25 protein-coding genes are annotated in these 21,405 nt (G+C 70.4%); 7 read left to right on the top strand and 18 right to left on the bottom strand.

The annotated features are described in order from the left end of the window. Window positions 1-9 precede the first annotated feature (9 nt). The 15 genes from AB7E03_RS12990 to AB7E03_RS13060 form a co-directional block, all read right to left on the bottom strand. On the bottom strand, window positions 10-1,476 hold the full coding sequence (locus tag AB7E03_RS12990; RefSeq protein WP_489941811.1) for a flagellar hook-length control protein FliK: 1,467 nt from the start codon (window positions 1,474-1,476) through the stop codon (window positions 10-12). Then, window positions 1,473-2,135, bottom strand: coding sequence for a C40 family peptidase (locus AB7E03_RS12995; protein WP_489941812.1), 663 nt, complete (start codon window positions 2,133-2,135; stop codon window positions 1,473-1,475). Before AB7E03_RS12995 ends, AB7E03_RS12990 begins: the two co-directional genes overlap by 4 nt. Continuing rightward, window positions 2,132-2,566, bottom strand: a complete 435-nt coding sequence (locus AB7E03_RS13000; protein WP_489941813.1) for a hypothetical protein — start codon at window positions 2,564-2,566, stop codon at window positions 2,132-2,134. The genes AB7E03_RS12995 and AB7E03_RS13000 overlap by 4 nt, the downstream gene beginning before the upstream one ends. Next, window positions 2,566-3,879, bottom strand: a complete 1,314-nt coding sequence (locus AB7E03_RS13005; RefSeq protein ID WP_489941814.1) for a FliI/YscN family ATPase — start codon at window positions 3,877-3,879, stop codon at window positions 2,566-2,568. Before AB7E03_RS13005 ends, AB7E03_RS13000 begins: the two co-directional genes overlap by 1 nt. Then, the gene (locus AB7E03_RS13010) at window positions 3,876-4,517 is read right to left on the bottom strand and encodes a FliH/SctL family protein (RefSeq protein WP_489941815.1); all 642 of its coding nucleotides are present in this window, start codon (window positions 4,515-4,517) and stop codon (window positions 3,876-3,878) included. Before AB7E03_RS13010 ends, AB7E03_RS13005 begins: the two co-directional genes overlap by 4 nt. After that, window positions 4,507-5,517 carry a flagellar motor switch protein FliG gene (gene fliG / locus AB7E03_RS13015; protein WP_489941816.1) on the bottom strand — a complete coding sequence of 337 codons (1,011 nt, stop codon included), beginning with the start codon at window positions 5,515-5,517 and terminating at the stop codon, window positions 4,507-4,509. The genes AB7E03_RS13010 and fliG overlap by 11 nt, the downstream gene beginning before the upstream one ends. After that, window positions 5,514-7,112: a flagellar basal-body MS-ring/collar protein FliF gene (gene fliF, locus AB7E03_RS13020; protein ID WP_489941817.1), complete on the bottom strand. Its 1,599-nt coding sequence runs from the start codon at window positions 7,110-7,112 to the stop codon at window positions 5,514-5,516. Before fliF ends, fliG begins: the two co-directional genes overlap by 4 nt. After that, window positions 7,112-7,417, bottom strand: coding sequence for a flagellar hook-basal body complex protein FliE (fliE, locus tag AB7E03_RS13025; protein WP_489941818.1), 306 nt, complete (start codon window positions 7,415-7,417; stop codon window positions 7,112-7,114). The genes fliF and fliE overlap by 1 nt, the downstream gene beginning before the upstream one ends. Then, complete coding sequence (locus AB7E03_RS13030; protein ID WP_489941819.1) at window positions 7,417-7,809, bottom strand: flagellar basal body rod protein FlgC; 393 nt, start codon at window positions 7,807-7,809, stop codon at window positions 7,417-7,419. Before AB7E03_RS13030 ends, fliE begins: the two co-directional genes overlap by 1 nt. Window positions 7,810-7,837: 28 nt before the next feature. Then, entirely contained in the window at window positions 7,838-8,179 is a 342-nt protein-coding gene (locus AB7E03_RS13035) for a flagellar basal body rod protein FlgB (RefSeq protein WP_441784197.1), read from the bottom strand. A gap of 357 nt (window positions 8,180-8,536) precedes the next feature. Then, window positions 8,537-8,839, bottom strand: a complete 303-nt coding sequence (locus tag AB7E03_RS13040) for a hypothetical protein (RefSeq protein WP_489941820.1) — start codon at window positions 8,837-8,839, stop codon at window positions 8,537-8,539. Next, window positions 8,829-9,260, bottom strand: coding sequence for a flagellar export chaperone FliS (locus AB7E03_RS13045; RefSeq protein WP_489941821.1), 432 nt, complete (start codon window positions 9,258-9,260; stop codon window positions 8,829-8,831). Before AB7E03_RS13045 ends, AB7E03_RS13040 begins: the two co-directional genes overlap by 11 nt. Continuing rightward, on the bottom strand, window positions 9,260-10,645 hold the full coding sequence (gene fliD, locus AB7E03_RS13050) for a flagellar filament capping protein FliD (RefSeq protein WP_489941822.1): 1,386 nt from the start codon (window positions 10,643-10,645) through the stop codon (window positions 9,260-9,262). The genes AB7E03_RS13045 and fliD overlap by 1 nt, the downstream gene beginning before the upstream one ends. A gap of 113 nt (window positions 10,646-10,758) precedes the next feature. Continuing rightward, window positions 10,759-11,595 (bottom strand): flagellin N-terminal helical domain-containing protein, encoded by an 837-nt coding sequence (locus AB7E03_RS13055; RefSeq protein WP_441784201.1) that lies wholly within the window; start codon window positions 11,593-11,595, stop codon window positions 10,759-10,761. A 96-nt stretch (window positions 11,596-11,691) separates the two neighbouring features. Then, window positions 11,692-12,504, bottom strand: coding sequence for a sigma-70 family RNA polymerase sigma factor (locus tag AB7E03_RS13060; protein ID WP_441784202.1), 813 nt, complete (start codon window positions 12,502-12,504; stop codon window positions 11,692-11,694). Window positions 12,505-12,893: 389 nt separating this feature from the next. On the opposite strand from AB7E03_RS13060, the gene AB7E03_RS13065 reads away from it, so the two are divergent. The 4 genes from AB7E03_RS13065 to AB7E03_RS13080 are packed head-to-tail and all read left to right on the top strand — an operon-like array spanning window position 12,894 to window position 16,081. Further along, window positions 12,894-13,385 (top strand): flagellar protein FlgN, encoded by a 492-nt coding sequence (locus AB7E03_RS13065; RefSeq protein WP_489941823.1) that lies wholly within the window; start codon window positions 12,894-12,896, stop codon window positions 13,383-13,385. A 4-nt stretch (window positions 13,386-13,389) separates the two neighbouring features. Beyond that, window positions 13,390-14,814, top strand: coding sequence for a flagellar hook-associated protein FlgK (gene flgK / locus AB7E03_RS13070; protein ID WP_489941824.1), 1,425 nt, complete (start codon window positions 13,390-13,392; stop codon window positions 14,812-14,814). 14 nt (window positions 14,815-14,828) lie between these two features. Next, the gene (gene flgL, locus AB7E03_RS13075; protein WP_441784205.1) at window positions 14,829-15,701 is read left to right on the top strand and encodes a flagellar hook-associated protein FlgL; all 873 of its coding nucleotides are present in this window, start codon (window positions 14,829-14,831) and stop codon (window positions 15,699-15,701) included. Beyond that, the gene (locus AB7E03_RS13080) at window positions 15,698-16,081 is read left to right on the top strand and encodes a flagellar assembly protein FliW (protein WP_489941825.1); all 384 of its coding nucleotides are present in this window, start codon (window positions 15,698-15,700) and stop codon (window positions 16,079-16,081) included. Before flgL ends, AB7E03_RS13080 begins: the two co-directional genes overlap by 4 nt. A gap of 18 nt (window positions 16,082-16,099) precedes the next feature. On the opposite strand, the gene AB7E03_RS13085 is transcribed toward AB7E03_RS13080, so the two are convergent. After that, entirely contained in the window at window positions 16,100-17,371 is a 1,272-nt protein-coding gene (locus tag AB7E03_RS13085) for a serine hydrolase domain-containing protein (RefSeq protein ID WP_489941826.1), read from the bottom strand. Between the two features lie 162 nt (window positions 17,372-17,533). On the opposite strand from AB7E03_RS13085, the gene AB7E03_RS13090 reads away from it, so the two are divergent. Continuing rightward, the gene (locus AB7E03_RS13090; RefSeq protein ID WP_489941827.1) at window positions 17,534-17,947 is read left to right on the top strand and encodes a DUF4383 domain-containing protein; all 414 of its coding nucleotides are present in this window, start codon (window positions 17,534-17,536) and stop codon (window positions 17,945-17,947) included. A 29-nt stretch (window positions 17,948-17,976) separates the two neighbouring features. Next, window positions 17,977-18,522, top strand: coding sequence for a hypothetical protein (locus AB7E03_RS13095; protein WP_489941828.1), 546 nt, complete (start codon window positions 17,977-17,979; stop codon window positions 18,520-18,522). A 36-nt stretch (window positions 18,523-18,558) separates the two neighbouring features. Here AB7E03_RS13095 and AB7E03_RS13100 read toward each other — a convergent pair whose 3' ends face one another. Together AB7E03_RS13100 and AB7E03_RS13105 are read right to left on the bottom strand one after the other, a co-directional pair. After that, window positions 18,559-18,912: an FHA domain-containing protein gene (locus AB7E03_RS13100; RefSeq protein WP_489941829.1), complete on the bottom strand. Its 354-nt coding sequence runs from the start codon at window positions 18,910-18,912 to the stop codon at window positions 18,559-18,561. Window positions 18,913-18,949: 37 nt separating this feature from the next. Next, the gene (locus AB7E03_RS13105; protein ID WP_489941830.1) at window positions 18,950-20,263 is read right to left on the bottom strand and encodes an ATP-dependent DNA helicase; all 1,314 of its coding nucleotides are present in this window, start codon (window positions 20,261-20,263) and stop codon (window positions 18,950-18,952) included. A gap of 93 nt (window positions 20,264-20,356) precedes the next feature. On the opposite strand from AB7E03_RS13105, the gene AB7E03_RS13110 reads away from it, so the two are divergent. Continuing rightward, window positions 20,357-21,403: a hypothetical protein gene (locus AB7E03_RS13110; RefSeq protein ID WP_489941831.1), complete on the top strand. Its 1,047-nt coding sequence runs from the start codon at window positions 20,357-20,359 to the stop codon at window positions 21,401-21,403. Window positions 21,404-21,405: the final 2 nt, after the last annotated feature.

The raw sequence follows: 21,405 nt of genomic DNA on the forward strand, positions 1-21,405 counted from the left end.
GGCTCCCTTCTAGACGATCAGGTCGATGGTGTGCGAGGACCCGTCCGCGGGTGCGGCCGGGGTGGATCGGGTGGATGCGCCGGGCGCGACGGTCGCGCGGGGTTCGCCCGCGCGCTGGTCGAGACGGCCCTGGCGTCCGCCCGCCTGGTCCCGCTGCGCCGATGGCTGGTTCTGCGACGACAGGTCGAGCGTGCCGGTCAGGCCTGAGCCGGCGAGGTCGCGGCGGAGGTCCGGGAGGATCGCCCGCAGCGCGTCGCGTCCCAGGTCGGTCGGGGCGAACAGTTCGACGCGGACGCCCTCGCCGCCGACGTGCGCGCGAACGGTCACAGGGCCGAGCGTGTCGGGAGTGACGTGCACGGTCATCACGTGCTCCCCGGCGCCCGCCGCTGCGAGGGTGAAGACCGGACGGGCGAGCTGGGTGCCGAGGGTGGGTTGCGTCGAAGGTGTGGGGGGTGGCGCAGCGGTCACCGGTTGCGCCGTCGGCGTGCGATCGGCGGTAGGCAGTACCTGCGGCGCAGGCGCCGAGGTCGGGGTCACCACCTCCGGCTTCGCGGCCTCCGGGCGAGGGGATGCGGCGGCCGGCTCGCCGGGTTCTGCTGCGACGGCGGCGACGGGAGCGCCGGTAGGCGCCGGCGCCGTCGAGGTCGCAGGCGCGGATGCGGCGGCGTGCTCAACGGGGGCCGGGCGGCCGGCGGCCGGCGTCAGGACTGGCGCCGCCGGGACGGTTCCGGATTGGTCCGGCGAGGCGAAAGCGGGGGCGGCAGCGGGGGTCGACACGGCCGGCTGCGAGGTCGAGGGGAGGTCTCCCGGTCGCGGGTCGGCCGGAGCCGGCGCTGCGGTCGCCGTCGCGGGTCGGCCGGCCTGACCAGCGGTCGCGGGGCGGCCGGCCGACGGGCTCCCGGTCTCGACGGCCACGGCGACCGCCTCGGTGGCCACGGCTGCTGAGTTGGGAGCCGACACCGCGTCGAGTGAGGTCGCCGGCGGAACGGTTCCGAGTACCGCAGGTGTGGTTGCTCCGCCCGGCACAGCAGCGGGAGCGGCAATCGCGCCCGCTGCCACCGTCCGAGCGTCGGGCTGGACAGGAACCGGTGAAGGAATCGGTGCTGCGTTCGACTCCCCCGGCGCCGTCGCATCCGTCACCGTCACCGCCGCCGGGGCGGCCGCATCGGTCGCACCATCCGGCGCGGAGACCGCGGCCGACGGGTCGTTCCCCGCAGGGCGCGAGGGGTCCTTCGCTGCCGTCGCAGCGGTCGCATCCGGCTTGTCCCCAGTCTTGCTCTCGTGGCGCGCCGGCTTGGGCCGAGACACCGTCTGCCCGTCGCTCTGCGTCGCATCCACCGCTCCCCGGAGGAACGCGTGGAAGGCGTCACCCGACCCCTTGGCGGCACCGGCACCGGCACCCACGCCGGCCGAGCCTCCTCGAGTCGCCGGCGCGGGCGCGGCCGACGGAGCCGAGGCCACGCTCGCCGGGCTCACAGCGAGCCTCCCTGCATCAGCGACGCGAACAGCGAGCGCATCATGTCCGCCTGCGCGGACGACGCGGACGACGTGCCGTACGCGGATGCCGCCGCGGCCGCCGGCGCCGCCTGCGGCACCACCCGGCGGATGGTCACGATGTCGGAGTCGCTCATCCAGTTGTCCACGAGGCTGACGTTGCGCCCTTCGCTCGGTGCGTGGATGACCTTGCCGTCGCCCGCGTAGATCACGATGTGCTCCCCGCCGTTCGTGACGATGATGTCTCCCGGCTGGGCCTGCGCCAGCGACGGAACCTCCGTGCCGACGGTCGACTGACCGGAGACGAGGCGCGGCACGTCGATCCCGAGGTCCTTGAAGACGCGTTGCACGAGCCCTGAGCAGTCGAGTCCGGAGGCGCTGGTGCCGCCGAAGACGTACGGGACGCCCAGGTACTTCTTCGCGTCGGCGACCACGTCCGCGCCGGTGGGCGTTCCGCCGGTGGCTCCGTCCGTCGCGCCCAGTGCACCCGAGAGCGCCGACGCGAAGTCGGTCGCGGAGGTCGCCGACGCCGAGGCGGAGGACGCACCAGACGCCGACGCCGTCGCGCGCACCGGACTCTGCAACTGCACCAGCGTCGCCTGGATCTGCGCGATCCGGCCGATCGCATCGGTCATGCTCATGCGTCTCCCCCTTCGCGGGCGCGGCGCCACGCGCCGGTCGCGACCTCGTCGATGGCCGACTGCTCGGCGCTCAGGTCGCCGGCGATGACCTCGGTGCGGTGCCGGCTCTCCAGCTTCTCGAGGCCGACGGCCCGCTTCTTCGCCTCGGTGAATGCCTGCTGCGCCTCGACGGCCTGATCGTCGCGTTCTGCGGCGAGCGCCGCGAGGTCCGCCAGCATGCTGCGACTGGATGCGCGGGCCGCAGCCATCGCGAACAGCGTGCTGGCGTCGGTCGCCTCGACCGGGACCGCGTGCAGGGCGGCGATGGCGCGCGCCTGCCGCTCCCCCGCATCCCGGCGCAGCGCGTTGGCCGCGGCGAGATCGCTCGCCGCGTGCTCCTTCTCGATCTGCCGCAGCCGCAGCAGTCCGGCCAGTGCGAACGCTCGTGCCATCACACGCCTCCCAGCATTCCGACCAGCGACTCCAGCCGTGCCCACGACTCGGCGGCGAGCGCCGGTTCGTCGATGGACTGGCGGAGGAACGCGTCGATCGCGTCGGCGTGAGCGACCGCCGCATCCACTTTGGGGTTGGTCCCGGGCTTGTACGCGCCGACGTCGAGGAGGTCCTGCGCGGCCACCTTGGCGGCGAGGATGCTTCGCAGCGCCACCGCGGTGGCCCGCTGCTGCGGCGTGGTCACCCGTGTCGCGAGCCGTGAGACCGAGCCGAGCACATCCACGGACGGGAAGTGCCCGACGACCGAGAGTTTGCGATCGAGCACGACGTGGCCGTCGAGGATGGACCGTGCCGCGTCGGCGATCGGCTCGTTGTGGTCGTCGCCGTCGACGAGCACCGTGTACAGCCCGGTGATCGAGCCGGTCTCGCCGGTGCCGGCGCGCTCCAGGAGCTGTGCGAGCAGGGAGAATGTCGACGGCGGGTAGCCGCGAGTCGCCGGCGGCTCTCCCGCAGACAGGCCGATCTCGCGCTGTGCCATGGCGACGCGCGTCAGCGAGTCCATCATCAGGACGACGTCGGCACCCTCGTCGCGGAAGGCTTCGGCGATCCGCGTCGCCGCGAATGCCGCGCGCAGGCGCATGACGGCCGGCTCGTCGCTGGTCGCCACGACGACCACCGAGCGCGCCAGGCCGGCGGGGCCGAGGTCGTCCTCGAGGAACTCGCGCACCTCGCGCCCGCGCTCGCCCACCAGGGCGATCACCGACACCTGCGCGTCCGTCCCCCGGGCGATCATCGATAGCAGCGAGGACTTGCCGACACCGGATCCTGCGAACAGGCCAAGGCGCTGCCCGCGCCCCGCTGTCACCATCGTGTCGAGCACACGGACGCCCAAGCCCAGCGGCTGCAGGATGCGCGCGCGGCGCATCGCGTCGGGCGCGCGGTTGCCGAGCGCGACGAAGCCGTCAGGCTCGATCGGGCCACGGCCGTCGACCGGGCGGCCTAGCGCGTCGATGACGCGGCCCAGAATCCCCCGACCCGTCGGGACCAGCAACGGCGCCCGCACCGCGCGGGCCGGGGCTCCTGCGGCGACGCCGGTCAGTGGGCCGTACGGCATGATCTTGATCCGGTCGGCAGTCGTCGCGACGACTTCGGCGTGCACCCCGGGCTCCTCGCCGATGACGACGACGTCGCCGATCGCGGCGGGCACGCCCTCCACCTCCGCTCCGAGGCCAACCACAGCGGTGACCCGGCCGACACGTTCGACGCCGGCCGCGCCGACCGCGGCATCCCAGCGGCTGAGCACGGCGGTCACGACAGCGCCTCCTTGGCCCGGTCGAGGGCCGAGCGGATGCGGGCGTCGAGCCAGCCGTTCGGGAGGTCTCCGATCGCATCCCCCCGCGCCAGCGACGGGTCGGCGACCAGCTGCAGCTCGTCGAGCGACTGACCGGCGGTCGCCTGACCGGCGCTTGTCTGACCGGCACTGCGCAGCGCCGCCACGTCCTCCGGGTTCAGGCGTACGACGGGCACGACGCCGGCCGGGGCGGCGGACAGGACCCGCTCGACAGCGGCACGGGCGGCAGCCAGACGATCGTCCAGCGCGACGCCGACGACCGCCGTCGCCAGCTCGAAAGCCGCATCCACCAGCGCGTTCTCGGCCTCGGCGAGCACCGGGACGGTCGCCTCCCGCAGCTCCACCGCCGAGGCATGCACGGCCGCGGCCAGCACCGCGATCCGCTCGGCCGCCTCCGCGCTCTCGGCGGCACGGGCGTCCTGCGCCTCGGCGAGCCACTGCTGCTGCTCGCGGGCGGCCGCCCGGCGACCCTCGGCGTATCCGGCGGCGTACCCGCGCGAGCGCGCGGACGTCATCGCCGCGCGCTCGTGCTCCGTCTCGGCGATCACCGGGACCGCCAGCGGCTCGAATGCCGGCAGGATGGCCGCGTCACTCGACATATGCGTCCTCGTCCCCTCGCTGCACCGTGATGGCACCCGTGGCCTCCAGGTCGCGGATGGCGCGCACGATCTCGGCGCGCGCATCCTCGACCTGCGACACCCGCACCGGACCGAGGATGCGCACCTCGTCCTCGAGGATCTCCCGGTTGCGTTCGGAGAGGTTGGTCGTGATGATCTCGGTGACCGCCTCCGCGGCGCCCTTCATGGCGACGGCGAGTACGGCGGCGTCGACGCCGCGCAGCACCTGCTGCACGTCGCGCGCCTCCAGGCGGACGATGTCCTCGAAAGTGAGCATGCGCGAGCGCACCTCCTCGGCGAGCTGCGGGTCGCGCTGCTCGAGCGCCTCCAGCAGGGCCTTCTCGGTGGCGGCATCCGACCGGTTGATGATGTCGACGAGTGGCTGCACTCCCCCGACCGCGTCCGATGCGGCCCGCGAGGACACGACGGCACTGGCCCGCTGCTTGAGCGTCTCGGCGACGACGCGCACGGCGTCGGGGCTCGGCGAGCCCATGGTCGCGATCGCGTGCGCGACCTCGGTGCGCGTCCCCTCGTCGAGCCCGGTCAGGATGCGCGAGGCGTGGTCGGCGCGGAGGTGCGCCAGCACGAGCGCGCTGGTCTGCGGCAGTTCGCCCGCCAGCAGCATCTGCACCTGGGCCGGCTCGACCGCGTCCAGGAACTCGAACTGCTTGCCGGCCAGGTTGGATGCGACACGGTTCAGCACGCCCGTGGCGCGCTCGGCCCCGAACGACGCCTCCAGCAGCCCGACGGCGATGTCCCGGCCGCCGCGCGTGGTCACGGTGCCGCGGGTCGCCAGGTCGTGGAACTCGCTCAGCGCCTTCTCCGCCACCCCCGGGTCCACGCGACGCAACCGCAGGATCTCGGCGGTGATCTCGTCGGCCTCCTCGTCGGAGAACTGCTTCATCACCTGCGCCGCGCGCTGCTGATCCATGTTCATCAGCACCACGGCGACCTTCTGCGCGCCGGTCAGAGCGGTGCTCATACGCCCGCCCTGTCATCCATGAGGCTGCGGAGGAACTCTGCAGTGCGCTGCGGGTCGCGCTCGGCGAGCGCCTCGATCTCGGAGCGGCGCCGGTCGGCCTCCACCTCGGCGGGGTCCGTCGGCTCGGGCAGCGGGTCGAGCTGCATGGGCACCGTCGGCGCCGCCTGCTCCAGCGCGATCGGGAACGGCAACGCGTCGAGCGCGAGGCTCTCGGCATCATCGGCCAGGGCGGCCTGCTCGGCCGCCCGCTTCCGGCCCCGGCGGAACAGCAGGAAGACGATGATCGCCGCCGCCACGATCGCCGCGGCGATGACGGACGTGCGGATGATGCCGCTCAGCTGGTCCGCGGCGGCCGCATCCTTGGCCTCCTGCAGCGCCTTGGCCGCCTCGGTGGCCCCGGTCTTGCTGAACGGGACCATCTCGACGCTGACCGCGTCGCCGCGCTTCAGGTCGATACCGGCCGCCGCGTTCACCAGGCTGCGGATCTCGTTGGCGCTCACAGAGCCGACCGCGTCGGAGTTGAGCGCGACAGAGACGGTCTGCCGGTTGATGGCACCGGCCGGGATGGTGCGCTGCTCGGTGACCTTGTCGACCGCGTTGTCCTTGGTGCTCGACTCGGAATTGAAGGTGCCGTTGCCGTTGGTGCCGTTCGGAACGGCCAGGTTGTCCGGCCCGAGCACGCCCGCGCTTCCGCCGCCTGTGCCGGTGTAGGTCTCCTTCTGGGTGGTTTCGCTGAGCGACGGCGCATCGGTCGGGGCTGTGTACGACTCCTCGGTGCGCTGCGCGGTCTCGGTACTGACATCCGCCGCGACGGCGACCGTGGCGTTTCCGGCGCCCACGACCTTGTCGAGCATCTCCTGCACCGCCGACTTCACGCGGGTCTCGTAGTCGCTCGCCTGCTTGTCCGCTCCTCCGGTCGCGCCGCCGCCGACCGTGCTGAGCACCGTGCCGTCGGCATCGACGACGGCGACATCCGTCGGCTTCATCGAGGGCACGGCAGCGCTCGTGAGGTGGACGATCGCCTGCACCTGGTCGGCGCTCAGGCTCACGCCGCTCTGGGTCTCCACGAAGACGGACGCCGTCGGGTCCTTCTTCTCCGCAGCGAAGACGGTGTCCTCCGGGATGGCGAGACGCACGGAGGCTGCCTTGACGCCCTTCATGGCGGCGATCGTGTTGCCGAGCTCGCCCTCCATCGCCCGCTTGTAGGTGACGTTCTGCTGGAACTCGGACGACGTGACGCCCATCTTGTCGAGCAGCGAGTATCCGCCGGTCGTCGAGGCCGGCAGGCCCGCCGAGGCCGCCTTCAACCGTTCGTCGTAGACCTTCTCCTGGGGGACGAGGATGGTCGCCCCGCCGTCCGTCAGCTGGTACGGCACCCCGTCGGTGCGCAGCTGATCCACGATCGCGGACGCGTCGGAGGCGGCCACTCCCGAGAACAGGGGCGTATACGAGGGCTGAGACGCCCACAGGGAGATACCCGTGATCCCGAGCGCAACCACCGCGACACCGATGATCGCGATGACCCGCTGGGCCACGGAGAAGCCGCGGATCGTGTCGCCGAGCCGCCGGAGGAAACCGGTCACCTGCTGAGGCATCAGGCCTGCATCCTCATGATCTCGTTGAACGCGTCGACCGCCTTGTTGCGGACTCCGGCCACCAGCTCCAGCGTTACCTGGGCGCGAGTGGATGCGAGGGTCGCGTCATGGATGTCGTCCAGGTTCCCGGTGACGGCCTGGATCGCGAGGCGGTCGCTGTCGCCCTGGAGCTGCTGCAAGTTGTCGACAGCGCCGGTGAGCGCGTTCCCGAAGGCCGCTCCCCCGGTTCCGCCGACCGCCGGGGTCGCCGCAGCACCTGCGGTGGGGTCGATGCCGGAGATCGCTCCGATGGCGGGGATGGGCATCAGTTCCTCCCGATCTGCAGGGCCGCCTGGTACGTCTCCTTGGCGCGGTCCACGACCGACGCGTTGGCCTGGTAGCCGCGCTGCGCCATGATTAGGGCGCCCATCTGCTCGCCGAGGTCGATGTCCGGGTACCGGACGTAGCCGTTCTCGTCCGCGACCGGGTTGGTCGGCTCGTAGACCATGCGGCCCTCGGCGCTGCCATAGGCCGCGCCGGCGACGTAGACGCCCGAGACGCCCTCGCCCTCCTGAGCTTCGACGTAGCGCGCCTGGAAGGCGGCGCCGTCGGTCGGCTTCGCGGTGTTGATGTTGGCCATGTTGTCCGAAATGGCGTCCAGCCAGTGACGGTGGAGGGTGAGTCCCGTCCCCGCGATCCCGATGGCGTCGAATGTCACGTCATGCTCCTTTCGTGGCTGTCCGGGGTCAGCTGGTCTTCAGGGCTGCGCGGATGGCGGAGAACTGCGTGCCCGCAGCCTGCGAGGCGAATTGGAACCGCAGCACGGTGTCGACGTTCGAGACCGTTTCGGTGTCGAGGTTGACGTTGTTGCCGTCGAGGCGCGTTGGCTCGAGCGAGCGCGCGGTTGTCGCGTTGGCGTGCCCGTCGTGATCCGCTACGGAGGCGGCGAGCGCATCCTCGAAGGAGACGCGCTCAGCCGTGTAGCCCGGCGTGTTGACGTTGGCGATGTTGTTCGCAATGGCGCGTTGACGCGCGGCGAGGCCGTCGAGGGCGCTCGCGAGGGCGGCACTGGTCACGGATTCGAGCACAGCTGCACTCCTGGGTCGTGGGGCGGCCCATCCGTGGCCAGTCGATGAGCGATCCGTGCTCGAGAAGAGCTATCGGCAGCTCCCCCGCAGCCGTTAGGAACCCCTCCGAGAAGATGTTCGCGACGCGATTTCCCACATGGTCATCCACAGCGTGTACCCCACTGTGAATTACAGGCGTGTACTTTCGAAGAGGTGTTCGAAACAGCGTGTCGGCGGATAAATCGCCTGATCAGGAGCGTAATCGTGATTCTGGGAATCTGAGAGTCCACACATCTCGCGCGTGTCCTCCACACGATGCAGGTCGTCATCCACGGATTCTCAACAGAGTTATCCACAGGTGGACAAGTGCTATGGAGGTCAGCCGATCAGGTCGAAGTAGACGGGATGCGCCCCGACCTCCGACCGGGGTACAGAACGCACGGCCGCGAGGTGCCGTGCTGTCGTCTGCCGCACGTCCTGCAGGTACCGGATCGTGTGCAGCTGTGCCTCGAGGAGGCGGGCCGCGCGATCTTTCAGTTCGGGCGGGATCGGGCCGAGACCCGCCGGCGGACGCCAGGGGACAGGGGTCGCCTGGGCGAGGGCGCCGTGCAGTTCGTTCTCCAGCACGTCGAGGGCGTCCGACCAGGCCAGGGCCTCGCGGACCGGCTCGTCAGGCGACACCGAGATCCCGTTCCGCGTCGGGCGCCGGCACCGCGGCGGGCAGCAGCGCGGCCGCCTCATGCCAGGTGCGGCGCAACGGCTCGGCGAGCTCGATGGCCTCGTGCACCTTCGACGCGTCGCGCTCGATCATCCCGCCGACGATGAGATCGGCGAGGTAGCCGTACAGCTGGAGCAGGCCGTCGGCGCCGTCCCACAGGTCCACGCGCAGCGTGCCCGCGAGCTCTGCGACGATCTGGTCGGCATGCCGCAGGTTCTCCCACGCGGTCGGCCACTGCTCCGCCTGCAGCGCGGTCTCGCCGCGGTTGAGGTCGAGGAGGAGGCGGTCGTACAGCATCGTGAGCAGGCGCGCTGGGCTGGCCGACAGGACGCTGTCGCGGTTGTAGGCCGAGAGCTTCGAGGCCGCGGAGGTGAGGACGTTCATCATGAGCTCGCAGTCGGGAGGGAGGACAACTGGCCGGTCAGCCACGACGACTGGGACTGCAGCTGCTGCAGTTGCACCTCGAGGTTCGCGTAGGTCTTCTCGAGCGTCGACCGCCGGTCGGCGAGCCGCCCGTCCCAGTCGGTGATCTGGTCGTTGAGGTTCTTCACCAGCGACTGCTCGCCCTTGATCTTCAGCGAGATCGAGCCGGTGTAGCTGTCGCTGGCGTCGGTGGCCGCGCCGGCCACCCGCTGAGCGATCGTCGCGACCGCCGCCTTGACGGTGTCGGGGTCGGCGGCCATCGCTTTGGCGAAGACGTCCTGGTCGAACGTGACGGCGCCGTCCCGGTCGATGCTGATGCCGTAGGTCGAGGGGGAGACGCCGTTGATGGGGGCGATCACCGCATCCACGAGCTTCTGGTTCACATCGCGGACCGACGACTCGCCGGTGAAGACGCCGCCCGTCACGACGGTGCCTCCTGCCGCGTTCGTCGTGGTGGCGACGGCCTGCTTCTGGGCGATGTAGCTCAGGATGTCGTTGACGGCTCCGGCGAGGGAGCCCGCGGCCGTCGAGATGCTCTTGTCGTCCCGCGCGATCGTCAAGGTCACCGGTGTGGTGGATGCCGTGGAGACCGCGACCGTCACGCCGGGGAGCACGTCGGTGAAGCTGTTGGTGGCGCTCGTCACGGTCTGCGCGGCGCCGGTTCCGGCCCACAGGGTCAGCTGGGCGTCCTGCGCCTGCCGCACCTGCGACGAACCCGGGTCGGACAGGATGTTGGTCGCCGTGCCGGCGGTGACATCCGCCGTCGTTCCGCGGTAGGCGGTGAACGCCGCCGCAGCACCGGTCTTCGTCGAGCTGAGCTGCAGGCGGTAGAGGGGCTGACCGGTCGCCGGGTCGAGCCCCGAGGAGACGCGTGTGGCGCTGACGCCGACGCCCGCCTGGTTGATCGCCGCTGCGACATCGGCGAGCGACGAGCTGGCCGCCGTGATCTGCTTCATGGTGCCGTCGGCGGCGACGAAGGTCAGCGTCGGCGGCTGATCCGGCCACTGCGTCAGCGGGCCGGTGACCGTGACCTGGGACTGCGCCAGCCGGTCCACGGTGAAGTCGATGGTGCCGTCCACTGCTCCGGTGCCCGCGGTCGCCGTGACCGAGGTGGAGCTGCTGGAGGCGATGTGCAGGTCCGTCCCTGCCGGCTTCGCCAGCTTGGCGGCGGAGTCCGCGAGCGCAGCGACCTTCGAGTTGAGGGTCTGCATGGCGCTGATGAAGGTGGTGGAGTCGGTGACCTTGTTCTTCAGCAGCGTCTGCGGAATCGCCTCCGCCTGCATCAGGCTGTCGATCAGGTCCGTCGTCTTCAGGCCGCTGATGAGCCCGTCGATGGCCATGCCCATGCGGTTCTCTCCCTCCTACGACGGTGATGCGGGGTGGTGCGGTGGTGCAGTGGTGCGGGTGGAGCGGCGGCCGGGGCGCGCTTTGGGGACTACGCCCCGGCCGCCGGGCTTGATCAGCGCAGCAGCTGGAGAACGCCCTGGTTGGACTGGTTCGCCTGAGCGAGCATCGCCGTGCCGGCCTGCGACAGGATGTTGGAGCGGGTGTACTTCACCATCTCCTCCGCCATGTCGGTGTCGGTGATGCGGCTGGACGCGGCCGAGAGGTTCTCCTTCGAGACGTTCAGGCTGCGAACGGCCGACTCGAACCGGTTCTGCGAGGCGCCGAGCTCCGAGCGAGCGGTCGAGATCGCGGTGATCGCGGTGTCGATCGCCGTGATGGTGGTGTTCGCCGCCGCGTTGGTGGTGACGTCGAAGCCGGTGGCACCGGCAGCACCCGACAGCGTGCCGACCGAGGTCGCCACGTCGGCCAGGTTGACCGCGATGGTGTCGTTCGCCGTCGAGCCCGCGCCGACCTGGAAGTTCAGCGAGCCGCCCTTGAGCAGGTCGATCCCGTTGAAGTTCGTGCCGTTGGTGATGCGGTTGAGCTCCTTGCCCAGCTCGTCGGCCTCCGTCTGGATGGCCGCGCGCGAGGTGGCGTTGTTCGAGTCGTTACCGCCCTGCACCGCGAGGTCGCGCATGCGCTGCAGGATGGAGTGGACCTCGGTGAGCGAACCTTCAGCGGTCTGCACGACGCTGATGCCGTCCTGAGCGTTGCGGGCGGCGACGGTCAGACCGCCGACCTGCGACTTCAGGCCCTCCGAGATGGCGAGGCCGGCCGCGTCGTCCGCCGCACGGTTGATGCGGAGACCGCTGGACAGCTTCTCGAGCGACTTCGAGAGATCGCCCTGCGTGTTGTTCAGGTTGCGGTAGGCGTTGTTCGCCGCGATGTTGGTGTTGATCTGCATACCCATGATGTTTCCTCCATGACTGGGTGGTGGTCCGCGGCCCTTCCGTGGTCCGCATCAGCCTCTATCGGCTGTCGTTGCCGTCCCGTTAGCGATGTGCTGTCAGGATGCTCGCGCGGAGCTCGGCGACGTGGGGGAGAGGCGCGAGACTCCCGCGACCGCGTGCTGCGCAAGGCGCGCCAGATACGCGCTGCGCCGGGCCTGGGAGGTCTTCGCCTCGATGACGACGGGGTCTCCCTCGTCGGCGTAGTGGGTGGCCATCCCCTCGCGCATGAGGCGGATCGCCTCGGAGCGCTGCTGGGAGACGGCGGAGTGCGTGATGCCGAGCTCGTCGGCGATCTCGGTGACCGTGCGGTCGTCGAAGTAGATCGCCTCGACGATGGAGCGCATCCGGTCGGGGAGGGCGGCGACGGCGGCGCGCACGTAGGCGGTCTGCTCGTTCGCCAGCAGGGAGTCCTCCGGGCCGACCGTCTCCGAAATCAGCAGCGGCTCGATCGTCTCGTCGAGCGCGGTGACGGTGCGGGAGGCGTCGGCGAGGCCGGCCGCGGCGGTCTCGCGGTCGACGCCCAGCGCGTTCGCGATCTCATCGACGCTGGGCTTGCGCCCGAGCGCAGCGGTGAGGCTCTCCTGCACCACCAGCGTCTCCTTGATGCGCTTGCGCGCGGAACGAGTGGCCCAGTCGGAGGCGCGCAGTTCGTCGGCGAGCGCCCCGAGGATGCGGGTGCGGGCGTAGGCGCCGAACGGGACGCCGGTGGTCGCGTCGTACGCGTCGGCTGCGGTGACCAGGGCGACGGCCCCGGCGGAGGCCAGGTCGTCGCGCGACAGGTGGGTGGCGCGCGAGCACAGGTCGGAGACCAGGTAGCCGACAAGCGGCAGGTTCTCTACGACGAGCGCATTGCGTTCGTTCCGGTTCACGCTGGGCGACCCCTCTTCATCGGACGGATACTTCGCGCCGGCCTCGTTCGGGGAGGCTGTCGCTGGTACTCGGGCGGTGCGGTGGACGCTCGGACTTAGTCGGGTGCCGAGCGGGGTGCTAGGTGTCTTCCGCTGTTCACGGTAACAATTCGAGACTGTTCAGATTGCATGCTTTCTGTCCCCATTACGGGGCAGCGCGTACCCCCAGTACGGGGAATACTGGCAGCCACCCCAGAAGCGGTAGGTCGTGCCGGTCACCGAGTGCTCTGGGCACCTAACATCAGGCGCAAGCGTGCCGATGGTCACAGTTGGCGGGGACACCATCCACCGACCTTCAGACCCGAGGAGACCAGGTGCGCACATCGACTCATGAGGAAGTTGGTAGCGACATGGCCGCGAGCGAGCTCTCCGCGCAGCTCTGGAAGGAGCGCGAGCTCCTCGAGCTGCTGCTGTTCAAGCTGGAGGAGGAGCAGCTGCTGCTCATCGCCGGCAAGTCGCGCTGGATCTCGCACGCCACCCGCGAGGTCGAGCAGGTCATCGAGCGGATGCGCGCCACCGGACTCGCCCGCACGGTCGAGGTCTCAGCCCTGGCGGAGGAGTGGGGGATCAGCCCGGATGCGACGCTCCGGGAGCTGGCCACCGCAGCTCCGGACGGCATCTGGTCCGACATCTTCGGTTCGCACCTGGCGGCCATGACGGAGCTCACGGCGCAGATCGCCGAGGTGCGCGACACCAACGAGCGCCTGCTGCGCGAGGCCGCGCGCTCCACGCAGGAGACCCTGAGCTCGCTGTCGGGAGCGGGCGACGACCCGGGTGTCTACGGCGTCGGCGGCACGGGCTCCACCGGCGACACCGCCCGCTTCTTCGACACGGAGGCGTGACCGGATGAGCACGTTCAGCGGTCTGAACACCGCGTACACCGGGCTTGTCGCCGCCAAGGCGGGCCTCGACGTCGTCGGCCAGAACCTCGTCAATGCCAACACGCAGGGGTACACCCGTCAGCGCGTCTCCACCTCCGGCGTCCCCGCTCTCGCGTCGGCGGGCCTCTTCAGCGGGGGAGTGCGCCCGGGCCAGGGCGTGAGCGTCGACGGCATCCAGCGGCTGGATGACGCGGCTCTCGACTCGCGCGTCCGCAGCACGACCGCCCTTTCCGGTTACACCAACACGCGCGCCGACGCTCTGGCCACCCTCGAGTCTTCGCTCAACGAGCCGGGGACCAACGGCCTCTCGGCGCAGCTGCAGAAGTTCTGGTCGGCGTGGGGCGACGTGGCCAACCAGGCGGGGGAGCAGGCACCCGCCGGCGTCCTCCTCGGCCAGGCCGGCAGCCTGGTGACTCAGATCCAGGCGGGGTACCGCGCCGTGGACGACCAGTGGAGCGCACTCCGCACGTCTGTGGACGGCATGGCCGCGGACCTCAACACCGCCGCCACGGCCGTCGCCGACCTGAACGGGCGGATCCGCTCGGCCCTGGCCGGGGGCCAGTCTGCGAACGAACTGCTCGACCGCCGCGACCTGCTGACCGCATCCATCGCCAAGATCGCCGGGGGAGTGGTCCGCCCGAACGAGGACGGCACGGTGGATGTGCTGGTCGGCGGCAATGCGCTCGTCTCGGGCACGACGGCCAACGCGGTGAAGGCCGCCGGTGCGAGCCGGATGGCGGACGCCGCGACCGACCCGGTCCGCCTGGAGTGGGCGTACCGCCCGGGCGCCGCCATCGCCATGGAGGGCGGGTCGATCGCCGGTGCGATTTCGACCCTCGCGCCGGCGGATGCCACCGGCACCGGGGGTGTGCTCGCCGAGGCGGCCGTGAGCTTCAACGCATTCGCGGTCACCCTCGCCCAGCGCGTCAACGCCGTGCACTCGACCGGCGCGACACCGACCGGTGCGACGGGCCTCGACTTCTTCGCAATCGACGCCTCCAAACCGGCCGCGCTCGGCCTCTCGGTCGTGCCGACCGGCGTGAACCAGATCGCGACGGGCACACCGGGTGCCGGTGGCAAGGACGGCAGCATCGCCGACGCCATCAGCCAGCTCGGAACGGGCGCCAACGCGGTCGACAAGCAGTGGGCCGCCTTCGTGGTGCGCGTCGGCGTCGCCAGCCGCACCGAGAAGCAGCAGTCGGATCTGGCCGACCTGGCCAGCAGCGCCGCCACCAACGCGCAGCTTTCCGGAGCCTCCGTCGACCTCGACGAGGAGAACATGAACATGCTGTCCTTCCAGCACGCCTACCAGGGCGCCGCGCGCGTGATGACCGCCGTGGACGAGGCCCTCGACGTGCTCATCAACCACACCGGACTCGTCGGGAGATAGCCATGATCAGCCGTGTGACCAACGCGACCCAGACCCTCAACGCTCAGCGCAACCTGCAACTGAGCCTGCAGCGTCAGGCGCAGCTGTACGACCAGGCGACGAGCCGCCGGCTGTTGAACAAGCCGTCGGACGACCCGACCGCGACGGCGAGCGCGCTCGGCGTGCGGGCCGACCAGGCCACCACCGCCCAGTACCAGCGCAACGTCGGCGACGGCGATGCCTGGCTGACGACGGCCGACTCCGCGCTGACCTCCGTCGAGACGCTCATGCACCGCGTTCGCGATCTGACGGTGCAGGGCGCGAACGACGGCGCCATGTCGCCCGAGGCGAAGGAGTCGATCGCGACCGAGCTCGACGGCCTCAAGAAGAGCCTGCTCTCGCTGGCGAACACGACCTACCTGGGTCGGACGGTGTTCGCGGGCAACTCGGACGCCGGCGTCGCCTTCCAGCCCGACTACTCGTTCACCGGAGTGGCCGGAAGTACAGTGGAGCGCAGGATCGGCCCCGACACCACAGTGCGGGTGGATGCCGACGGAGCCGCGGTCTTCGGAACCGGTGCGACGTCGGTGTTCTCGCTGATCGACAACACGGTGAACGACCTCCGTACCGGCGTGAACGTCACCCCGAGGCTTGCGGAGATCGATGACAGGATGAAGGCGATCGTGGGAGAGCACGCGGAGGTCGGCGGCCGCCAGACCCGCATCGACAAGGCGAAGGATGCGCTCGCCGTCGGGGCGAACGCGCTCGAAGGGCAGCGCTCGTCCCTCGAGGATGTCGACCTCAGCAAGGTCATCCTCGACCTGAAGACGCAGGATGTGAACTACCAGACCGCGATCGCCGTCACGGCACGGGTGCTGCAGCCGACGCTGATGGACTTCCTCCGATGAGCGCGGTCCGCTTTCTCGCCCCTCCGCCCGGGCTCGAGCCGCTCGATACGTTCACCCTCGAGTCCGTCGCCGGCGCCGACGGACTCTTCACCCTGGCCTCGACCGAACGTCCGGAGGTCCGGCTGTTCACGCTCGACGCCGAACGCCACCTGCCCGGCTACTCGCCGGAGCTGCCCGACGACCGCGCCGCCGAGCTCGGTATCGCGGCGGCGGAGGACGCACTGCTCCTCGTCGTGGTGACCCCTTCGCGCGAGGGGAGCACGGTGAACCTGCTGGCGCCGGTCATCGTCAACCGGGCGACGGGAGCTGCGCTGCAGCTCGTCCTCGACGACGACGCGTTCCCCGTTCGCGCCGAGCTCGCGGCTCTCGCAGGCGCGTAGCGCGGCCGGCGGCGGGGCCTAACCGGCCTTCTTCGCCGGGCACGGCGCCGACTTCGCCATCGCATCCACTGTCTGCTGCTCCGACCACGGGAGGGACGCGACCACTTTCGCGCCCTTCTGCTTCGCCGGCGTCTTGGACACGATGGACGCCAGCCGCTGAGCGAGCAGCTGGGCGAATCCCGCGCCCGGAGTCGAATTGTTCAAGGCGACGACGACGGTCAGGCCTGATGCCGGGTCGGAGTACACCGCCGACACATATCCGGGGATCGAGCCGGTGCTTCCACGGAGCGGCCCGAGAAGCTGCACACCGAGGCCGTAGCGCTGCCACGACTGGCCGTTGACGACAGCATCCACCTGGGCCTTGCGCGATTTCTCGCTCAGCAGGCTGCCGCTCGCGAGCGCCTTGCCGAACGCCTGCAGATCGTGCACGTTCGACACGACGCCTCCGGCGGTCCAGCCCTGCGACGGCGACAGGCGGCTCACATCGCGCATCGGCTCGCACACGACGGCTCCTGCGCCGTCGAGCCCCGCCGCATACCCGGCAGGATGCGCTCCCGGCACGGTGAACTGCGAGCTTCCGGGCAGCGTGCTCGCGCTCATCCCGAGTTTGTCGAAGACGTACTGCTTGTAGAGTTCCTGCCAGCTGCGGCTCGTCGCGTTCTCCAGCGCCATGCCGACCAGCACCGCGTTCGTCGCCGAGCGGCCGTACTTCTCGCCAGGGCTGCCGAACTTCTGCATCGCGATCCCGTCGCTAGCGAGCTCGAGCGGCGGCCACTGCCGCAGCGGATTCATCACGAACTTCGGGTTCAGCTGCGCCACGTAGTCACCGAGACCCGAGGTGCTCTGGCACAGCTCCCGCATGGTGATGCCCTCGACGCCGACGAGCCCCGGCAGCCACTTCGTGAGCGGGTCGTCGAGGCCGATGCGTCCCTCGTCCACGACTTCGAGCAGCACCGTGCAGGTCATGGGAACGGTGTTCTGGCCGATCCGGAAGGTCATGTCGTCGGTGACGGGCTTTGAACCGCCGCGCGTGGTCGTCCCCTGCGCGTCCGACCAGCTCCCGGACCACGGCGCCCAGACACCCGCGAAACCGGCGGGGGCGTCGGCCAGCTTCATCGCGTCCGTGACGGCGGTCGACAAGCGCTTCTCGACATCCTTCGAGAAGCCGCCGGACTGCTGCTCGGGCGGTTTCGCGCTCCCCGACACGGACGTGCATCCGGCGAGGATCAGCGCCACGATCCCGGCGGTCGCGGCGAGCGCGATCCGCCCGAACCTGGTGTCACGTCGCATCGATACATCCCCTGGCGGTCGGCCTTCGTGTCCAGCGATTGTAACGTGCGGCAGAAACCTTGCCGTCATGCAAGGGGCTGTGGCCGCAATCCGATCGGGTCGACGCTGCGAATGGGTAAGTGAGGCGCCGCACGTGCGCCGTCCTACGGAAGGAACAAGACCATGCGCACATCACCGAATCGTCTGGTGGCCACGATCTTCGGGGCTGTCTACCTGTTGGTCGGGCTTCTCGGCTTCGCCGTCACAGGCGGCGTCAGCTTCATCGCCACCAAGGGCGGCCTGCTCCTCGGCGTCTTCGAGGTCAACCCGCTGCACAACATCGCACACCTCCTGATAGGAGCAGCGCTCCTGATCGCCGGCCTTACCCGCGTCGCCGCAGCCAAGGCGGTCAACATCACCGTCGGAGCCGTCTACCTGCTCCTCGGCATCGTCGGCTTCTTCCTGGTCGGGACGGACGCGAACATCCTCGCGCTGAACACGCCCGACCACTTCCTCCACCTGGTGAGCGCGATCGTCCTCCTCGGCACCGGCCTCGGCGCCGACCGGGGAACCCGCGCCCGCACTGCCGCCGCCTGACCGGCGGGGCCACGGCTCCCATGAGCAGGATGACGGGTACGCTGCGGGCCGCCCCCGCCGCCTCGGCCTCTTCGGCCGTCGCGGTGGGCCCGGCGGCCCGCGCGTTCCTCGCCGTGGCCGCACTGGGGGCCGGTCTGCTTCACGCAGCGCTGGCCCCCAGCGCACCTCCTCCCCTTCTCGCCGCCTTTCTGTTGCTGGCACTGGCCGAGCTGGTGTGGGCGGCATCCACGCTCGCCCGCGACCGGCCCTTCGTGTTCCGGCTGATCCCGGCACTGGCCCTGCTGCCGGTCGGGATGTGGGCGGCACTCGCCGTCGCCGGTGCCACCGCCTCAGGGGGCACCATCATCGCGCTGCCCATCGCGCCGATGGCTGCCGCATCCCTGCTCGACGTCGCGGTCGCGGCGACCGCCGCCGTGATCATCCGCCGGGGGCGCCCGGACCCCGAGCAGAACGCGCCGCTCCGCTTCGTCATCGCGCTCACGCTGAGCGCCTGCGTGGTCAGCGCGGTCACCATCCCCGCTCTGGGACTCACCGACGCCGGTGTCGCCGCCGTGACGGTGCACCACCACCACTGAGGCGGATGCGCGCCCTCAGCGCATCGATGGATGCCGTCAGCGCTGGGACAGCGTGAACGAGACCGCGCCGAAGCGCACCACCGAGCCTGGGTCGACCTCATGCCGTGTGCTCGGGTCGCACGCGAACGTGCCTTCGCCGGGATACGTGATCGTCGTGCCGTTCGCCGAACCCAGGTCCATCACCCAGAACACGCCGTCGTACTGCCCGAAGGCCAGGTGCGCCCGGGAGACCGATTTGGCCCCCTCCTCGACGGTGACCAGCTCGACGTGAGCGGGATCCTCCATCTCGGTTCCTGGCGTGTGGACGGCCGGGTTCCTCCCGATCACGCCGTTCCCGCTCGTCTCCAGATGCTGGCCGTCGCTGAAGTCCAGCACGAAGGTCACCGCCACCGCTGTCCCCTCTCTCGATGCCTCATCCCTGCGCCGCTCAGCCGACCTGCGCACCCGCGACGGGCATCGAAACCGGCCGGGCGTCGCGCATGAACCGCTCCACGTCCGGATCGACCGTGATGTCACCCGGGCGCAGGGGCCGGGTCAGATAGAGACCGTCGAGGGTGGTGATCCGGCTCAAGGCCACGTAGGTCTGGCCCGACGTGAACGCGCGCGAACCCAGGTCGACGATCGCCGCGTCGTAGGTCTTGCCCTGCGACTTGTGGATGGTGACCGCCCACGCCAGCCGCAGCGGGAACTGCGTGAACTCGGCCACGACGTCCTTCGTCAGCTTCTTGGTCTCCGGCGACCATGTGTACCGGAACTTCTCCCAGATGGCCGGCTCGACCTCGTGCACGTCGCCGTCGACATCCACGTAGACGTTGGAGTCGATGCGTGTGACGGTGCCGATCGTGCCGTTCACCCAGCGCGGGCCGTCGCCCTGCCCGACATCGTTGCGCAGGAACATGACCTGTGCGCCGACCTTGAGCTCGAGGCTCTCGTCGGCCGGATAGTTGCGTCCGCCGAAGTCGCCGCTCACCTCCGCCTTGGCGGTCAGCACCCGGCCGGGCAGGCGCTCGAGCGCCTGCGCGTTGATGCGGTTGACCGTGTCGTTGCGGGTCGCCAGGGTGATCGTCCCGTCATCGGGAGCCGGTCGCGCCCCCACCTCGTTGAGGCGGTCGGCGATCTCCTTCGTCACCTGCCCGTGACGCACGGCGTTCAGCATGAACCGGAAGTCGGACTCGTGCTGCCGGTGCACCTGCAGCAGCTCGACGATCCGGAGGTCGGTCTCCTGCCAGACGCGGGCGTCGAAGAACCACATCGACCGGTAGGTGTCCGCGAAATAAGCCCGCTCCTCGCGGTCTCCCGGCACCGGAGCCAACTGGTACGGGTCGCCGAACAGCACGACCTGGACGCCGCCGAAGGGCTCGCCCGCGCGCTGCCGGGCCTGGCGGAGGCTGCGGTCGATCGCATCCATCAAGTCGGCGTTGACCATCGAGACCTCGTCGATGACCAGGGTGTCGATGGTGTTCAGCAGCTTGCGGAGCTCGGCGCTCTGGTCGATCGCATGGTCCGCGATGACCCCGATGGGCAGCCGGAACAGCGAGTGGATGGTCTGGCCACCGACATTGAGCGCGGCGACGCCGGTCGGCGCCGAGATGACGAGCGACTTCTCGGTGTTCCACGAGAGGTGGTTGAGCAGCGTGGACTTACCCGTGCCGGCGCGACCCGTCACGAAGACATGCTCGCGCGTGTTCTCGATGAGCTCGAAGACCGCCTGCTGCTCAGGGGAGAGGGAGAGACGGCCCATCCTCGCCCCTTTCGCGTCGCCCGACCTGCCGCACTACTCTAACCCGCGCACAGGGGCACGTGGCGGCTATCCACAGGACCCTAGGATGGCCTCATGGCTGTGGGGGACGCTCGTGCGCGCCGGCGCGCCGTCCTGCTCTGGTCGGGCGTCGGCGTTCTGCTCCTGGCCGCATTCGTCGCGGGGCTCGGGGCCATGCAGCGCGCGTACTACAGCCCGAGCGGCTTCGTGGAGGGGTTCGTCCGGTCGATCGCGGCCCACAACGTGCCCGATGCCCTGGCCATGCCCGGCGCGGCTCCGACAGCGTCGGCGCTGAAGCGCTCCGGGCTGCCGGAGGGCGCATCGCGCGAGCTGCTGCGCTCCGACATCCTGCCCGTGATCCGCGACGTCCGGGTCGTCTCCGACACCACGGCAGCCGACGACGTGCACACGGTCGTGGTCGACGCCCGTGCCGACGGGCAGCGCGTCTCGGCGACCTTCCGGGTGCATCAGACCGGGTCGGTGCTCGGTGTGCTGCCGACGTGGGGGTTCGCATCCACGCCGGTCGGGGTCGCCAGGATCACCGTCGCCCACGCGTCGACGTTCACGGTCGGCCGGCACACGGTGAACCCGCGAGCGGCGTCGCCCGATCAGCCGGCCGCGGCCTTCAACGTCTCCGCCGACTACCTCGTGCTCCCGCTCGCCCCGCTCGAACTGAGTCACCGCTCGCACTATGTTCAGGCGGTGCCGGTGACCGTCACCGCCGCACCCGGACACGTCGGCGAGGCAACCGTCGACGCACAGCCCACCGCGGCGTTCACGACCGCCGTGCAGAAGCAGGTGGATGCGTTCCTCGACCATTGCGCCGAGCAGAAGGTGCTCCAGCCCGCCGGCTGCCCCTTCGGCGTCGAGATCGACGACCGGGTGCAGGGGGAGCCCACCTGGTCGATTGACACCTACCCGAAGGTGCGCCTCGTGCCAGGAGACACCTCGTGGACCACCGACAAGATGGTCGGCGTCGCGCACCTCGACGTGACGGTGCAGTCGCTCTTCGACGGCACGATCACGGTCCGTAGCGATGCAGAGCCGTTCGCGATGAGTCTGAGCAGCGTCACGATCCGCCCCGACGGCTCGCTCGCGATCGTGGTGGCTCAGGAGCCGTAGCC

This window comes from Leifsonia sp. RCC_180, from assembly GCF_058138205.1.

What these genes read in the sequence shown, in the direction of transcription:
- AB7E03_RS12995 (WP_489941812.1), bottom strand. Translation starts at nt 2,135, where the DNA reads ATGAGCATGACCGATGCGATCGGCCGGATCGCGCAGATCCAGGCGACG.
- AB7E03_RS13000 (WP_489941813.1), bottom strand. Translation starts at nt 2,566, where the DNA reads ATGGCACGAGCGTTCGCACTGGCCGGACTGCTGCGGCTGCGGCAGATC.
- AB7E03_RS13010 (WP_489941815.1), bottom strand. Translation starts at nt 4,517, where the DNA reads ATGTCGAGTGACGCGGCCATCCTGCCGGCATTCGAGCCGCTGGCGGTC.
- fliG (WP_489941816.1), bottom strand. Translation starts at nt 5,517, where the DNA reads ATGAGCACCGCTCTGACCGGCGCGCAGAAGGTCGCCGTGGTGCTGATG.
- fliF (WP_489941817.1), bottom strand. Translation starts at nt 7,112, where the DNA reads ATGCCTCAGCAGGTGACCGGTTTCCTCCGGCGGCTCGGCGACACGATC.
- fliE (WP_489941818.1), bottom strand. Translation starts at nt 7,417, where the DNA reads ATGCCCATCCCCGCCATCGGAGCGATCTCCGGCATCGACCCCACCGCA.
- AB7E03_RS13045 (WP_489941821.1), bottom strand. Translation starts at nt 9,260, where the DNA reads ATGAACGTCCTCACCTCCGCGGCCTCGAAGCTCTCGGCCTACAACCGC.
- fliD (WP_489941822.1), bottom strand. Translation starts at nt 10,645, where the DNA reads ATGGGCATGGCCATCGACGGGCTCATCAGCGGCCTGAAGACGACGGAC.
- AB7E03_RS13055 (WP_441784201.1), bottom strand. Translation starts at nt 11,595, where the DNA reads ATGGGTATGCAGATCAACACCAACATCGCGGCGAACAACGCCTACCGC.
- AB7E03_RS13065 (WP_489941823.1), top strand. Translation starts at nt 12,894, where the DNA reads ATGGCCGCGAGCGAGCTCTCCGCGCAGCTCTGGAAGGAGCGCGAGCTC.
- flgK (WP_489941824.1), top strand. Translation starts at nt 13,390, where the DNA reads ATGAGCACGTTCAGCGGTCTGAACACCGCGTACACCGGGCTTGTCGCC.
- AB7E03_RS13080 (WP_489941825.1), top strand. Translation starts at nt 15,698, where the DNA reads ATGAGCGCGGTCCGCTTTCTCGCCCCTCCGCCCGGGCTCGAGCCGCTC.
- AB7E03_RS13085 (WP_489941826.1), bottom strand. Translation starts at nt 17,371, where the DNA reads ATGCGACGTGACACCAGGTTCGGGCGGATCGCGCTCGCCGCGACCGCC.
- AB7E03_RS13090 (WP_489941827.1), top strand. Translation starts at nt 17,534, where the DNA reads ATGCGCACATCACCGAATCGTCTGGTGGCCACGATCTTCGGGGCTGTC.
- AB7E03_RS13095 (WP_489941828.1), top strand. Translation starts at nt 17,977, where the DNA reads ATGACGGGTACGCTGCGGGCCGCCCCCGCCGCCTCGGCCTCTTCGGCC.
- AB7E03_RS13105 (WP_489941830.1), bottom strand. Translation starts at nt 20,263, where the DNA reads ATGGGCCGTCTCTCCCTCTCCCCTGAGCAGCAGGCGGTCTTCGAGCTC.
- AB7E03_RS13110 (WP_489941831.1), top strand. Translation starts at nt 20,357, where the DNA reads ATGGCTGTGGGGGACGCTCGTGCGCGCCGGCGCGCCGTCCTGCTCTGG.